We start from the raw sequence: 15,642 nt of genomic DNA, 5'->3' as shown, positions 1-15,642 counted from the left end.
CCTTTTATACTGTATAGGTATTAAATTAGCTTGACGACGCAACATAAGTAACTGATACGTTGTTAGTCGTTTCAGTCTAAATTAGTTACCTTTAACTTGACTCATTACTTCTTCAGCGAAGTTATCTTCACGTTTTTCAATACCTTCACCAACGCTGTAACGTACAAATGCTTTTACATCTGCATTAGCAGCTTTTACGAAGTCACGCACTTTTTGGTCAGAGTTTTTAACGAAAGCTTGATCAAGTAAGCAAATTTCTTCGAAGTATTTACCAAGGCGACCTTCTACCATTTTAGCAACGATATTTTCTGGCTTACCTTCGTTTAATGCTTGTTCTGTTAATACTTTACGCTCGCGCTCAACTTCATCTGCTGACACTTCGTCACGAGAGATGTATTTAGGGTTGATTGCTGCGATATGCATAGCAACATCACGTGCAACTGATTCATCAGTAGAGCCTTCTAGCACTACTAACACACCAATTTTACCGCCCATGTGTAAGTAAGGACCAAATGCATCTGCATCTGTTTTTGTTTTGATTTCAAAGCGACGTAATGTGATTTTCTCACCAATCGTTGCTACTGCTGTTGAGATTTGATCTACGATTTTAACACCTTCAGCATTTTCAAGTTCAAGCGCTTCTTCAACTGATGCTGGTTTAGCTGTTAAAATTTGTTCTGCTAAAGCTGATACTAAAGCTTGGAACTTATCATTCTTAGCAACGAAGTCTGTTTCAGCGTTTACTTCTAAAATAATTGCTTCATTATCTTTTGTTAAGATATAAGTTGTACCTTCAGCAGCAATACGGTCAGCTTTTTTAGAAGCTGAAGATAAACCTTTTTCACGTAAAAAGTCGATTGCAGCTTCGATGTTACCATCAGTTTCTACTAAAGCTTTTTTACAGTCCATCATACCCGCGCCTGTTTTTTCGCGTAGTTCTTTTACTAATTGTGCAGTGATTGCCATTTGGATTGCCTCCTCAAATTTATGTTACCTTCTAAAAAAAGGTGATAAGGGGTTCTGAGCCACTTATCACCTTTGCATAAACGTGAACTATTACTCAGCTGATTCTACTGTTTCTTCTACAACTGGAGCTTCTTCTTCACCTTGTTTAGACTCGATTAATGCATCTGCCATTTTAGCTGTTAATAACTTAACGGCACGGATTGCATCATCGTTTGCAGGGATTACGTAGTCGATTTCATCTGGGTCACAGTTTGTATCAACAATACCTACTAATGGAATATTTAATTTACGAGCTTCAGCTACAGCGATGCGCTCTTTGCGTGGGTCTACTACGAACATTACGTCTGGTAAACCTTTCATGTCGCGGATACCGCCTAAGAATTTCACTAAACGTTCGTGTTCTTTTTTAAGTTGAACTACTTCTTTTTTAGGAAGTACATCAAAAGTACCGTCCTCTTCCATTTTTTCGATTGCTTTCATACGAGCAACACGTTTTTGGATTGTTTCGAAGTTAGTTAAAGTACCACCTAACCAACGTTGGTTAATGTAGTAGTTACCAGAGCGCTCTGCTTCTTCTTTAATAGCTTCTTGTGCTTGTTTTTTCGTACCAACGAAAAGCACCTTGCCGCCATCAGCACCAACTTGGCGCATGAAGTCATAAGCTTCCTCTAATTTTTTAACTGTTTTTTGTAAGTCGATAATGTAAATACCGTTACGCTCAACGAAGATATATTTCTTCATTTTTGGGTTCCAACGGCGAGTTTGGTGACCGAAATGTACACCAGCTTCAAGTAATTGTTTCATTGAAATTACTGACATGTTTGTTTCCTCCTAGTTTTGGTTAATTTCCTCCGCAGATGTTCATCTATAACAAGCTACTCTAAACATTAGAGCACCACTTACTATATCCCACCGCGTGTGTGATGATAACACCATTTGATAATATATCATAATGTTTGTTGTTAATCAACTATTTACTGCTTAAACTTTAATAATAATTCGATTTCGGTTTTGCCTTTTTGTAATTGTTTCGCAATTTGTTCAATACTTTTTCCTTCGTCAGCTAATTGTACCACTTGTTGCTCAAGCGTTGGTGGTTTTATTACTTTTGACGGTTGTTCTTCAGCTGCAGCAGGTGATTTAATATGCTTTTGATACGCTGCTTTTGCTTTAGTTTTAGGCATCGTAAATTTAGGCACTTTCACTTCTTCTGGCTTGCGATTCGCTGATGGTTGTTCCACTACACTAGACTCATTAACTTGAACTTGCATAGTTAATGGTTCTTGCATGACTGCTCCTGATGGTTTTGGTGTATCTTTTAATGCTTGAATAAAGCGATTATTCTCTTCTTGTAACTGCATCAAGTAAGCACCTACTGTTTCATCCATCTCTCGCATTAAACGATTTTGTTTTTCTTCTAACTGATTAAAACGCGCCATCTTAACATTCAATAACACAATGAAAAAGAAAGCGATTAACTGCAAAACGAATAACACAATAATACTGATTACAATCATCATTAACTCCTATCCACTAAAGTCCACAAAGTTACCTTTGAAGGGGTGATTATTAGGTTGCTTTTCTTTTTGTGCTTTCGCTTCTTGTATTTTTCTCTTTTGCGAATCTCCTTCATATTGACTACCATTTTCATCTTCATCGTTAATGGCATCCATTTCTTCAGACGTATTCACAATTTTTTGTTGTCGCTCTAATTCTTTTTTTAATGCATCATTAGCATGCATTTGATTTACATGATTTTGTTGTTGCGCTTGGTCTGCCATTTTACCTGCATCAAATGTTTTGGGTATTGCAATTTGTAGTTCAACACCTTTTAAACTCATCGCACATCCTCCTCATGACGTTTTCATTGCTTCTTTTGATAATAGTTCTTTTAATTTAAACAATGCTTTAGAGTGAATTTGTGAAATACGAGAAGTTGATAAATTTAACACTTCTCCAATTTCCGTTAATGTCATTTCTTCGGAATAAAAAAGACTAATAACGAGTTGCTCATTTCGATTTAATCTTTCAATATGTTGGGCTAATTCACCCAGTAACTCAGTATGTATTACGGTTTGTTCAGGTGTTTTAGTAGCATCATCACGAATCACAAATGATTTGCCTTCATAATCATCTAGCTCTTGTTGTTCATTAATTGATAGCACATTGGCAAAAAAATGCTCTTGTACAGTGCGATATACTTCATCGACTGTAATATTCATTTCAGTAGCTACTTCTTCTGGCGTTGCATGACGTTGAAGGCGTTGTTCTAGTGCTTCAATTTGTGCTTCCATTTTTTTAGCTTTTTCTCGCGCAGACCGTGGTAACCAATCTTCTTTACGTAAGCCATCAATAATAGCCCCTCTTACCCTAAATGACGCATACGTATCGAATTTTAATTCCCGTGATAAATCAAATTTATTTAATGCATCAAATAAACCAAGCATAGCTAAACTAGTTAATTCATCTTTAGACACACTTTTCGGCAAGCCTACGCTAATACGCTGCACATGATATGTAACTAACGGCATGTATCTTTTAATTAACAAATCTCCTGCTTGTGGGTCTCTCGCTTTAATCCAACGATGCCATAGTTTGTCCTCTTCTGCATTCACATATGCCATACAACCCCACCTTTCGTTCAATTTATTAGTTTTATTGTAACAAAAATCGCTTTAAACTTCATGTTTCGTTATTGTGACATAGATGATTACTTTTGCTGATGATTCTAATTTACCATAAAATGAAACAAAAAAAGAAGAGGGCTTTCGCCTCTCTTCTAAAAAAATTATTGTGCTGCAGGTTCTTCATGCATCATTGTTTTTACGACATTCGCTACTTCTTCTGGATTTTCTTCTGCAAACTCTTCAGGTGTTGCTTGTACAGGTTTTGCTACTTGCTCGTCATCTTCTATGTGTTCCTCTTCTTCAGGTGTATAGCAAATATATGTAATAAGGTAACGCACAACATACATTAGTAAAAAACCAACGATTGCTGCAATAAAAGATTTCAAAATTATTGATAATGGTGGTACAGGTTTTAAGAAATTAATAAAAAAGTAAAGACAAAAGCTGCCAAGCGCTCCCCAAAGGTTATATAAAATTGAACCAAACATTAAATTTCACTCACTCCTTGATTAACAGTACGAACCATTAGTTTTGAAGTTTCCGGATCAAATTCAATAGTACGTCCACTACTTCCTCCTGTGTCCTCTGCTGTAATACGTATACCGCTTTTTCGTAAAGCTTGCTTTACTGCTTCCACATTTCTTGGGCCAATGCGCATTGATGACTGGTCTGAAGAAAATTTAAACATTTGTGCACCGCCTGCTATTTTGGCTTTCAAGCTGAATTTTTGAACACCTTGTTTTAATAAAAGTTCAATCATTGCTTCAATACCTGTATCTGCAAACTTTGCTACGTTTCCTGGCACTACTTTTCCAAGTGTAGAATCTGGTAACATCACATGTATTAATCCTGCTATTTTTTTCCTCTCATCGTATAAAACAACACCGACACAAGAGCCTAATCCTGATGTACGGATTGTGTTCGGTGTTGTGACAACATCCATTTGTGCAATGCCCACTTTGACTACTGTTCCAATGCCCACGCTCATGAAACTCCTAGTGCATTAAATATTGCATGAAATGATGCTGGTTCAGGCAAGAGGAAAAAATGGCCCTTGACTGTTTCATTTTGTTCATAGCCTTCTTCTAAAATGGATGTATTAATTACTATGACATGATCGCTAACATGTGATAATTCAATCAACCCTGTACTAATGATCGCGCCAAACATATCGACACTTAACCCCGGTACAGTAGGATATATTTTCAATCCTGTAAAATCGGAAAACGCAGATAAATAAGACCCTGATAAAATATTACCCATTTCCTGCATAGCAGAGAGCCCTATTTCAGGCACAGGAATAGCATTAAAATCAAATGTCTCATCTTGAATTAAGCGTTTAATAAACCGATTCGCCTGCTCAACGGGTAGTATAAAAAACATACTACCTGACGCATCGCCTTCAATACGCAAATAAATTCCGACCACAACATTTTCTGGGCCACCTACAAGCTCCATCATATCGTTAAAAGGCACCATTTCTACTTTGGGTACAATCATATCAATTTTTTTATTAAGTAATAATGATAATGAGGTTGCTGCATGTGCAGCCCCTATATTACCAATCTCTTTTAATACATCTAAATGTAAGGATGTAATATCGGCATCCATACCTTACAGCCTCCTTACGTATTTAAGACTTTTTCTAATTGCAATAAAATAAGCAAGCGATTATCTAAACGAGCAACACCTGAAATGAACTCTTCTTCTTCAGAGCCTACTACTTCTGGCTGTGGCTCAATCGCACTCATTTTAATATCCAATACATCATTAGCTGAATCTACAATAAAGCCCACTTCTGTATTACGTATTGATACAATTATAATGCGCTCTGTATCTCGATTTTCTGTCGCTGGTAAATTGAAGCGGTCACGTAAATCGATAATTGGCGTTACAACACCTCTTAAATTAATTACACCTTTAACATAACTAGGTGTTTTAGGAACACGGGTAATATGCATTAAACGCTCAATCCCTTGAACGTTGGAAACAGGAATGGCATATTCCTTATTCTCTAATTGAAATACTATTACTTTCATATTATCTTGTTCAATTGCAGTAGACATACTTCTCACCTCATTATGAAATTATTTAATTAGTGCATTACAATCTACAATTAACGCTACCTTACCATTACCTAAAATTGTCGCTCCAGAGATTGCAAAGATGTTGGTTAAATAGTCGCCTAATGATTTTAAAACAATCTCTTGTTGACCAATGAATGAGTCTACTACGAGCCCTGCTAATTTTTCACCTTTTCTAACGACTACAACTGAATGGAAATCATCTGCTTTTGGCTCTGGACGTGGCACTTCAAAAATATCTTCTAAAAATACAAGGGGTACAACTGTGCCGCGATAGTTAATTACTTTTTGGTTATGTGCATTCAAAATTTCTTCATGTTTAATGATGCTTGTTTCGATAATAGAAGACAGTGGGATAGCATAAATTTCTTGTTCAATCTCTACAAGCATGACTGAAATAATCGATAACGTTAATGGGAGCTGGATTGAAAATACAGAACCTGAACCTTGAATAGAATCAATGGAAATATTGCCACCTAATGATTCAATCGTTGTTTTTACAACATCTAAACCAACACCTCGTCCTGAAACATCTGAGATGACCTCTGCTGTAGAGAAGCCCGATGCCAAGATTAACTCATTAATCTGTTTGTCTGACATTGTTTCCGCTTGTTCAGGCGTTACTACACCTTTAGCTAACGCTTTAGCTAATACTTTATCTTTATTAATACCTGCCCCGTCATCCTCAATTTCTATGAACACATGGTTACCACTGTGATATGCACGTAAAACAACCGTTCCTTCTTCTGGTTTACCATTTGCTGCACGTTCTGCTGGACTTTCAATCCCATGGTCTACAGAGTTACGAATTAAATGGACGAGAGGATCACCGATCTCATCGATTACTGTGCGATCTAACTCTGTCTCAGCTCCAATAATTTCTAAGCTGATTTTTTTGTTTAATTCTCGTGATAATTGTCGAATCATTTTAGGGAAGCGATTAAATACCGTTTCTACTGGCACCATACGCATCGTTAAAATAATATTTTGTAGATCACCCATCACACGGCTCATGCGCTCTACAGTTTCATTAAGTTCATTATGATTCACTTCTGAGGAAATGGATTGCAATCGTCCTCTGTCAATCACTAGCTCTTCAAATAAATTCATAAGAATATCTAAACGTTCAATATTCACACGTATCGTCTTATTTCCTACTGGTGCTGCTGCTTTTTTAGCAGGTGTTTTCGCGCTATTTGTTTTTTTAGTTGAGGCAACTTGTTCGGTTTGTGTAGCCTTCTCAGATGCAGCTTTACTAGTTGCTTGCTCTACTGATTCTTGTTTCTCCTCTGGTTTAAGTTGTTCTGCTTCAATTGCTGTAATTAACACCTCTGAAACTTCCGACACTTTCATGATTTTAGCCTGTAACTCTTCTGAAGCTGTCTGCGTTAAAAAAGCAATATGGAAAGTTTGATCAAACTGTTCTTCTTCTAGACTCTCAACAGAAGGGCTCGTTTTAATTACTTCGCCTTCCGTTTCTAACACTTGGAAAACCATCATGACACGCGCTGCTTTTAACAAGCAATCTTCCCTTAAGGAAACGGCTATCTCATAAGCATTAAATGCTTGTTCAAATGACTGAAGTATAATACTCTTTTCATAATCATCATATGTAAGTTGAGTATTTTCAATTGTTGCTGGCATTTCTTCAGCGACTTCTCCTGCCTCTATAGCCTCTCCAGACTCAATTTGTTTGAGTAAAGCCACTGTACCTGTGACGTCTCGTTTACCGTCACCACCTGCTGCGATATCCATTACCATCTCTTCTAAATGATCTACAGATTCAAAGACAACATCTAGTATTTCAGGTGTTACAACAATTTTTTCATTACGTATCGCATCTAACACATTTTCCATTTTATGTGTTAGATTTGCTAAATCCTCAAATCCCATTGTTGCAGACATACCTTTCAGTGTATGTGCTGAACGGAAGATTTCACCTACAATCGTCAAATCTTCAGGATTCTTCTCAAGCTCAAGTAAATGCTCACTACAAGCTTGTAGATGTTCTTTACTCTCTTCAATAAACATTTCTAAATATTGATTAACATCCATTATCAGACACCCCTTTTAAGGCAAATATTTCATAATTGTTTGTGCGATATCTTCGACAAATACAACTTCATCAACAAGTTGTGTTTCTACTGCTGCTTTTGGCATACCATAAACGATACATGTTTCTGCTGACTCTGCTATTGCTATAGTATTACCTGTTTTTTTCAAACGTGTTAAGCCTTTTGCTCCGTCTGCGCCCATGCCTGTCATGACGACAGCTACTTTATCTAACTCTTTAAAACGACTAATATCTTCAAACATCACATCTACAGATGGTCGATGTCCAGAGCGTGGTGGCTCTTTTTTATCTAATGCAATAACATAATGCGTATTCACTTTCTTAAAGCGCAAATGATAACCTCCTGGGGCTACATAAGCAACACCATTTTGCAAAATATCACCATCTTCTGCTTCTTTAACGGTTATCGCACTTAATTGGTTTAAACGCTCTGCTAGTGATTTAGTAAAACCTGCTGGCATATGTTGAACAATTAAAATAGGTGCTTTAATCTGTTTAGGTATTTTAGTGATAACGTTTTGTAAAGCTCTCGGGCCACCTGTTGAAGTACCAATTAACACTATTTTTTGATTGCGCGATACAAATGACGACGCTGTTATTTTTTTAGGTGATATCACTCTTGCAGGAGAAGGTACTTTTGTGACTTGAAGAGAATGATCAAATTTACTTTTTGGTACTTTAACTGCTTGTTCCACTGTTTCAATTAAAATATCTTTTACTTTATGTAAATCTAAAGAAATAGTCCCACTTGGCTTAGCTACAAAATCAAAAGCACCATTCTCCATAGCACTCAATGTACTATGTGTACCTTCACGCGTTTTACTAGATAACATTACAACTGGCATCGGGTATTTTTTCATAATTTCTTTTAACGCCTCAATACCATCCATAACTGGCATTTCCACATCTAATGTAACTACGTCAGGTCTCAATGTTTCTACTTTTCGTAAGGCATCTTGACCATTACGCGCTGTCCCTACAACTTCAATTGTTGGATGATCATTAAAAAAATCACTAATAATCTTACGCATAAATGCTGAATCATCTACGACTAACAATTTATGCTTATCTGAGAAAGCCAATTAATCACGTCCTTTCGAGAAAATACTTCTGAGTTTATTTAAAAAGTTAGTTTTTACCTTTGGTATGTCCTCTTGATTAGGCTCATCCAAAAAGCGTAATACTACAATTTTTAAGGCTTTAGTAATCGCTGCATTACGATGCCCTATAGAAAAAGGTGTTTGTTCTCTCACAGCTTGACGAACAATGACGTCTTCTGGTAGAGAACCTAATACATAAATATCTTTTTCTAAAAATCGTTGCATGACTAATTTTAATCGAGAAGTAGTTTCCTCACCTTCTTGTTGAGAAAGTGCACGATTACATAAAAGGTAAAATTGCTTTTCTGCATCTCGTAAATGAATATATTTCATCATAGAATACGCATCCGTAATAGATGTTGGCTCAGCAGTTGTGATAACAATAATATCGTCTACAGACATCAATAAGTCTAGAGACCAATTTGTTGCCCCTGCGCCCATATCAAATAAAATATAATCATATTGTTTTAACAACGCATGAAATGCTTCTATCAGTTTTTCAAACATTACGGGTGTCCACTCTAAAACAGTATTCATACCAGAACCACCAGCAATATAATCCACGTCATAAGATGTATGTAACAGTACATCACTTAGTTCTTTTTCCCCTTTTAAATAGTCGCTCAAACTATCTGGAGCACTCTCACCAAGTAAAATATGGATATTACCCATACCGATATCCATATCTACCACAACAACCTTTTTACCTTGACTGCCAAGCATAATCGCAAAATTCATAGTGAAGTTACTTTTACCAACGCCACCTTTTCCACTCACAACTGCGACTGCTTTTCCTAATTGTCCTTCTGCTTGCATAATTTTTATTCGTAATGTCTCAGCTTGGTCTCTCATAGTGCTTCACCTTTGAAAAACAATTGTAGAATTTTTTCTATTGTAGCTTCTTCAATATGCTCAGGGACTTCTTGCCCATTCGTATAGTAAGCAATACCCTTATTATATTTAATCATTAAATTAATCATCGTGCCAATAGAATTTGTTTCATCTACTTTAGTAAAGATAAATTTTTCGATCGGAATCTCTTTAAATTGGTCAATAATCGCAATCATATCGTTTTCTTTTGCATTTGTAGATAACACTAAATAGGCAGTTGCATCATCTGAAAATGTAATTAATTTTGTTAAATCATCCACATATCGAGCTTCTTTATAATTTCGACCAGCGGTGTCTACAAAAATAACGTCCATTACATCTAACTTCTTTAAAGCTTGTTGATAATCATCAGCACTATATGCCACCTCTACTGGTGATTGTAACAAGCCTGCATACGTCTTTAACTGCTCAATTGCTGCAATACGATAAGTGTCCGTAGTAATAAATCCTACTTTCCTCTTTTTCTCTAGCACTGTTCGTGCCGCTATTTTGGCAATTGTTGTCGTCTTACCTACACCCGTTGGCCCTAGCACATGAATATGACGCTTTGTATCGTCAATCCCACCGAAAGGTAATTGTTGCAATTTTTCAGTTAAAAAGCGGCGTGTAATGGCTTCAAATTGTTTAAAGTTAACATCGCCTTCTTTTTGCATATGCACAAAAAGCTCATCACAAATTGGTGTGATGAGCTCCTCAGCTAACTCTTGACGCTGTAAATATGCAATATAGGGCTCTAATACATCTGGATAAGCAGATTTTTTTGTATACTTCTCAACATTTTGCATTACAGCTTTTAAACTTGCTATTTCTTTTTTCAAAGCTTCGGTAGAAGGATCAACAGTTATTGTTGTTTGTCTTGTATTTTTCTTAGGTACAACTACATCGTCTAAACCAACAACTACCTCAAACTGCTTCTGTTTTAACAAACCAAAGAACTTTTTATTTGTAATTACTTTTGTATTTAAAATTACCGCATCGTCACCATGTTCAGCACGTACTTTTCGCATAGCTTCAGGCATGGAGTCTGCAATATATTTTTTCATCTTCATTCTACATTCACCACTCCGACACTTTGAATTTCTACAGACGCATCTAATTCATTATAAGATAAAATAGGAACCTGTGGGAAGTAGCGTTCTGTTAATTGTCTTAAATACATACGAATCGCTGGTGAGCAAATAATAATAGCAGTTTGTTCCATAAACGACACGCGTTCAACTTCGGATGCAACCGCTTCTAAAATTTGTTGGGATTCGTTTGGATCCATAGCTAAATAATTACCATGTTCCGTTTGCTGAATACTATCAGCAATTGCCTTTTCAATCTTTCCAGACACTGTAATCACTTTTAATGCTTCTTGTTCGCCAACATATTGAGTAGTAATCTGTCTCGCTAGTGCTTGTCGAACATACTCTGTTAAAACATCTGTATCACTTGTTAATTTTGCATAATCTGCTAATGTCTCAAAAATAATAGGTAAATTTCGTACGGATACATTTTCACGTAATAGACGTTCCAATACTTTTTGAATCTCACCAATAGACAACGGTGTTGGCGTTAAATCTTCTACTAAAATTGGATGCGTCTCTCTCAAGTGATCAATCAATTGTTTCGTTTCTTGTCTGCCTAATAATTCACTTGCATTCGCACGAATAATCTCTGTTAAATGTGTAGATACCACACTTGGAGGATCTACTACAGTGTAGCCAAACATCTCAGCATTCTCTTTCTCTTCTTCAGTAATCCATTTCGCTGGTAATCCAAATGATGGCTCAACAGTGTCAATACCTGTAATATTATCATCATCACCAGGGCTCATTGCTAAATAGTGGTCAAGTAACAACTCGCCTTTAGCCATTTCGTTTCCTTTGATCTTAATACGATATTCATTTGGCTGTAGTTGAATATTATCTCTAATACGAACGACGGGAATAACAATACCTAACTCTAGAGCTAGCTGACGACGTATCATTACTACACGGTCTAGTAAATCGCCACCTTGTGCAGCGTCAACTAAAGGGATCAATCCGTATCCAAACTCAAATTCAATTGGGTCCACGCTCAATAAACTCACTACATTTTCAGGATTCTTCATAACATCTGTTGCTTCTTCTTCTTCAATTTCGAGTAATTGTTCTTCATCCTCAGGTTTCTTGCGATTCATCATATATGCACCAATAATGAGTGCACCACCAACGGTCATCGTCAAAATCATCGGAATTGGTGTGAAAATCCCTAAAAGAATAATTGTCCCACCTGCGATATACATCAATTTTGCCTGGGCAAATAGCTGATCCATAATATCGCCGCCAAGACTACCATTAGACGATGCTCTCGTTACTACAATACCTGTTGCTGTAGAAATTAATAACGCTGGGATTTGAGCAACAATACCATCACCCACTGTTAATTTAGAGAATTTAGTTGCTGCCTCAGCAAATTCTAAATCCATTTGTACCACACCAATGATAAGACCAAATAGTAAGTTGATGACAACCATCACCATAGATGCAATAGCATCACCTTTAACGAATTTCGTAGCACCATCCATCGCACCATAGAAATCAGCTTCACCTGATACCTTTTCACGACGCTCTCGTGCTTCACGTTCCGAGATTACACCTGCGTTCAAATCAGCATCAATACTCATTTGTTTACCTGGCATCGCATCTAATGTAAAACGCGCTGCTACTTCAGCTACACGCTCAGAACCTTTTGTAATAACAATAAATTGGATTAAAACTAAAATTAAGAATACAACTAAACCTACTAAAATATTACCACCAACAACGAAATCACCAAATGTATCAACTACTTTACCAGCATCACCATTGGCTAATATAGCACGTGTTGTTGATACACTTAAACCCAGCCTAAACAATGTTAACAGTAGAATGATTGAAGGGAAAATGGAGAAATCCAGTGCTTCTTTCATATTCATTGCAGTAAGTAATACCATTAAACCTAGCGAAATGTTAATGACGATTAGAAAACTTAACATCCACGGAGGTAGAGGGATGATGAGCATTGCTACGATCATTATTACTGCCGCTAAAACCCCTATATCCCGAACTTGCATTTTTTTCCCTCCTGTTTAGAACTTAAATTTTGCGCTTAATACGATATACATATGCGAGTATTTCAGCAACTGCCTTAAAAAACTCATCTGGCACTTGATCACCGATTTCTACTTGGTCATACATCGCACGAGCTAAAGCACGATTTTCCACCATCACAACATCATGTTCCTTCGCAATCAGTTTGATTTTTTGCGCAACAAAATCTGTACCTTTAGCCACTATTCGTGGCGCATCCATTTCATCTTCATCATATTTTAAAGCAATGGCATAGTGAGTGGGGTTTGTAATAACAACATCAGCTGTCGGGATTTCTGACATCATTCGTCGCATCGCCATTTCTCTTTGCCTTTGTTTAATTTTTGATTTGATTAATGGGTCACCTTCACTATTTTTATATTCATCTTTAATATCTTGTTTCGACATTTTTAAGTTTTTCTCATAATCATACTTTTGATATGACCAATCTAAAACTGATAAACATAACAACACGAGTGAGGCGCCCACACCCATTATGCCTACTAACTTGGCTACAGTTACTAATGTTTCTGCCGGACTTTTAAATGAGAGTGCTAATACCGATTCGATATTGGTCCAAACAATAATCGTTGTAACGCCGCCTATAAAAACAATTTTCAATATTGATTTCAACAGCTCAACAATAGCTTTAACAGAAAAAATACGTTTCAATCCTTTTATAGGATCCATCTTTTTTAAGTCAAACTTCATTGATTCTGTTGTGAATAAAAATCCGAATTGAACATAATTACCAAAAAGTGCTGCAATAAATGCAATGCCCATAATTGGTAAAATGACTTTACTTAACTCAAAGAAAGTCGATGTAATAAGGGCCATTACATCTTCACTTGTCAATTCTTGAATATGTATATTATGAATTAAAGTTTGTTTAAAAAATGTTTCAATATTATTAACATAAGAGCCCGCAAAAGCTATTAAAAAAATAAATACTGCCAACATTACAATTGCACTTGATATATCTTGACTCTTTACAACTTGTCCTTTTTTTCTTGCATCTTGTCTTTTTTTAGGGGTAGCTTTCTCTGTCTTTTCACCCGCAAAAAATTGTAGGTCTAAACGCAATAACATGTTAGCCACCACCTAAAATCATCATCAAATCTCGCATTGTTGTAACTACAATTGTAATTAACTTCATAATAACTTCCATCATAACAGCAATCATTATAATAATAACAAGAAAACTCACTGTAATTTTAATAGGAAAACCTACGACAAATATATTTAACTGTGGCACTGTTTTCGCTGTAATCCCCAGTGCTAAGTCGACCAAAAATAATGTGGCAATAATAGGAGCCGCCATTTGAAAGGCCAGTCCAAAAATCGTTGTGAACGTCCCAATAATGAAGAGAGCAAATTGTTCATCTCCTAGTGTGGGCATCATTTGAGATACAGGCAAATATTCATAGCTATAAAAAATGCCATCCATAATAACGTGATGTCCATTAACTGCTAATAATAACAGTAACGCCAATGTATTAAAAAATTGACCGATTAATGGGCTCTGTGCGCCTGTTTGAGGGTCAATAATGTTAGCAATAGCAAATCCCATTTGGAAGTCAATAAAACTACCTGCAATTTGGATTGCTGACATTACGATATAACCAGCTAATCCGATTAGTAAACCAAACATAGCCTCTTTTATCACCAGCAAGAAATAAGTACCATCAATTTCAAGGATCGTCGTATCTTGTATCGTATATGACATAATAAAAGCGAGTATAACTGCTAAAGCAATTCGTACTTGTTGCGGTATCGTACGATAAGAGAAAAATGGAACCGTGACGAAAAATGCAGACACTCTAACCAGTATCAATAAAAAAACGGGTAACTTTGGCAACAATTCATTCATTTTTCGTTCATCCTATGTATCGAATCAAGTTTTCAAAAATATCTTGAGCGTAGCCCGTCACTTGTGAAAGCATCCATGGTCCAAAAAATACAATAGCGACTAAAACTGCTACAATTTTAGGTACAAATGCTAACGTTTGTTCTTGAATAGATGTTGTAGCTTGGAATATACTAACTGCCAATCCTGTTAATAAGGCTACAAGTAACAACGGACCGCTCGTTAATAGGACGACCCAGATGGCACGTTCTGCAACTGATATTACCATTTCACCTGTCATACTGATTCATCCCCTAAAAACTTTGTAGTATCGACTTCATCACTAAATACCAACCGTCAACAAGTACAAATAATAATATTTTGAATGGTAATGAAATCATTACCGGTGGCAACATCATCATACCCATTGACATTAAAGTACTTGCCACAATCATATCAATGACTAAAAAAGGTATAAAAATCATAAAACCAATTTGAAATGCTGTTTTAATTTCACTTAACGCGAAGGCAGGCACTAACATGGTTAATGGTAGTTCCTCAACGGTTGTAGGCATTTCTTCTACACCATTATAATTTAAAAACAATTCTAAATCCTTTTGTCTCGTATGCGAACTCATAAATTCTTTAAAAGGTAAACTAGCCTTATCATATGCCTCGTCCAACGAGATTTCATCCGCAAATAAAGGCTGTAACGCTTCTTTATTCACCTCTGTAAATGTTGGTGTCATAATAAAGAAAGTTAAAAACAATGCTAAACCTACAATCACTTGATTAGGCGGCATTTGCTGTGTAGCCAATGCCGTTCTAACAAAGCTTAGAATAATAACAATCCGCGTAAAGGATGTCATTAATATTAAAATACTAGGCGCCAACGATAAGACCGTTAAAAGCAATAATAACTTTACGGAAGTAGAGACATTAGCAAGGTCCATACCATC

General features: G+C 36.3%; 18 protein-coding genes. All 18 read right to left on the bottom strand.

Annotated elements, in window-relative coordinates; all coding sequences use genetic code 11:
- Positions 1–81: 81 nt before the first annotated feature.
- Entirely contained in the window at positions 82–966 is an 885-nt protein-coding gene (gene tsf / locus IEW44_RS07735; RefSeq protein ID WP_188614473.1) for a translation elongation factor Ts, read from the bottom strand.
- 90 nt (positions 967–1,056) lie between these two features.
- On the bottom strand, positions 1,057–1,785 hold the full coding sequence (rpsB, locus tag IEW44_RS07730; protein WP_188614472.1) for a 30S ribosomal protein S2: 729 nt from the start codon (positions 1,783–1,785) through the stop codon (positions 1,057–1,059).
- 155 nt (positions 1,786–1,940) lie between these two features.
- Positions 1,941–2,483 (bottom strand): hypothetical protein, encoded by a 543-nt coding sequence (locus IEW44_RS07725; RefSeq protein WP_188614471.1) that lies wholly within the window; start codon positions 2,481–2,483, stop codon positions 1,941–1,943.
- Between the two features lie 9 nt (positions 2,484–2,492).
- Positions 2,493–2,807 carry an RNA polymerase subunit sigma gene (locus tag IEW44_RS07720; RefSeq protein WP_188614470.1) on the bottom strand — a complete coding sequence of 105 codons (315 nt, stop codon included), beginning with the start codon at positions 2,805–2,807 and terminating at the stop codon, positions 2,493–2,495.
- A gap of 12 nt (positions 2,808–2,819) precedes the next feature.
- A complete protein-coding gene (locus tag IEW44_RS07715) occupies positions 2,820–3,590 on the bottom strand; it encodes a FliA/WhiG family RNA polymerase sigma factor (protein WP_188614469.1) in 771 nt (256 codons plus the stop codon).
- 164 nt (positions 3,591–3,754) lie between these two features.
- Complete coding sequence (locus IEW44_RS07710) at positions 3,755–4,081, bottom strand: hypothetical protein (RefSeq protein ID WP_188614468.1); 327 nt, start codon at positions 4,079–4,081, stop codon at positions 3,755–3,757.
- Positions 4,081–4,581: a chemotaxis protein CheD gene (locus tag IEW44_RS07705; protein ID WP_188614467.1), complete on the bottom strand. Its 501-nt coding sequence runs from the start codon at positions 4,579–4,581 to the stop codon at positions 4,081–4,083. The genes IEW44_RS07710 and IEW44_RS07705 overlap by 1 nt, the downstream gene beginning before the upstream one ends.
- Positions 4,578–5,204 (bottom strand): chemotaxis protein CheC, encoded by a 627-nt coding sequence (locus IEW44_RS07700; RefSeq protein ID WP_188614466.1) that lies wholly within the window; start codon positions 5,202–5,204, stop codon positions 4,578–4,580. The genes IEW44_RS07705 and IEW44_RS07700 overlap by 4 nt, the downstream gene beginning before the upstream one ends.
- A gap of 14 nt (positions 5,205–5,218) precedes the next feature.
- Positions 5,219–5,659 (bottom strand): chemotaxis protein CheW, encoded by a 441-nt coding sequence (locus tag IEW44_RS07695; RefSeq protein ID WP_188614465.1) that lies wholly within the window; start codon positions 5,657–5,659, stop codon positions 5,219–5,221.
- A gap of 21 nt (positions 5,660–5,680) precedes the next feature.
- The gene (locus IEW44_RS07690) at positions 5,681–7,732 is read right to left on the bottom strand and encodes a chemotaxis protein CheA (protein ID WP_188614464.1); all 2,052 of its coding nucleotides are present in this window, start codon (positions 7,730–7,732) and stop codon (positions 5,681–5,683) included.
- Between the two features lie 15 nt (positions 7,733–7,747).
- A complete protein-coding gene (locus IEW44_RS07685; protein ID WP_229704194.1) occupies positions 7,748–8,782 on the bottom strand; it encodes a protein-glutamate methylesterase/protein-glutamine glutaminase in 1,035 nt (344 codons plus the stop codon).
- A 51-nt stretch (positions 8,783–8,833) separates the two neighbouring features.
- Positions 8,834–9,703 (bottom strand): MinD/ParA family protein, encoded by an 870-nt coding sequence (locus IEW44_RS07680; protein ID WP_188614462.1) that lies wholly within the window; start codon positions 9,701–9,703, stop codon positions 8,834–8,836.
- Positions 9,700–10,791, bottom strand: coding sequence for a flagellar biosynthesis protein FlhF (locus IEW44_RS07675; RefSeq protein ID WP_188614461.1), 1,092 nt, complete (start codon positions 10,789–10,791; stop codon positions 9,700–9,702). Before IEW44_RS07675 ends, IEW44_RS07680 begins: the two co-directional genes overlap by 4 nt.
- Positions 10,788–12,821, bottom strand: a complete 2,034-nt coding sequence (flhA, locus tag IEW44_RS07670; protein ID WP_188614460.1) for a flagellar biosynthesis protein FlhA — start codon at positions 12,819–12,821, stop codon at positions 10,788–10,790. Before flhA ends, IEW44_RS07675 begins: the two co-directional genes overlap by 4 nt.
- Before the next feature lie 22 nt (positions 12,822–12,843).
- On the bottom strand, positions 12,844–13,926 hold the full coding sequence (flhB, locus tag IEW44_RS07665) for a flagellar biosynthesis protein FlhB (protein WP_188614459.1): 1,083 nt from the start codon (positions 13,924–13,926) through the stop codon (positions 12,844–12,846).
- 1 nt (position 13,927) lies between these two features.
- On the bottom strand, positions 13,928–14,707 hold the full coding sequence (gene fliR, locus IEW44_RS07660; RefSeq protein ID WP_188614458.1) for a flagellar biosynthetic protein FliR: 780 nt from the start codon (positions 14,705–14,707) through the stop codon (positions 13,928–13,930).
- A 7-nt stretch (positions 14,708–14,714) separates the two neighbouring features.
- A complete protein-coding gene (gene fliQ, locus IEW44_RS07655) occupies positions 14,715–14,984 on the bottom strand; it encodes a flagellar biosynthesis protein FliQ (protein ID WP_188614457.1) in 270 nt (89 codons plus the stop codon).
- A gap of 13 nt (positions 14,985–14,997) precedes the next feature.
- The gene (fliP, locus tag IEW44_RS07650) at positions 14,998–15,636 is read right to left on the bottom strand and encodes a flagellar type III secretion system pore protein FliP (protein WP_188614561.1); all 639 of its coding nucleotides are present in this window, start codon (positions 15,634–15,636) and stop codon (positions 14,998–15,000) included.
- Positions 15,637–15,642: the final 6 nt, after the last annotated feature.

The sequence above is a fragment of the Lysinibacillus alkalisoli genome (genome assembly GCF_014643595.1).
Classification (GTDB): Bacteria; Bacillota; Bacilli; order Bacillales_A; family Planococcaceae; genus Metalysinibacillus; species Metalysinibacillus alkalisoli.
Note: the sequence above shows the minus strand (reverse complement) of the source record. Positions and strands in the feature narration are given on the sequence as shown.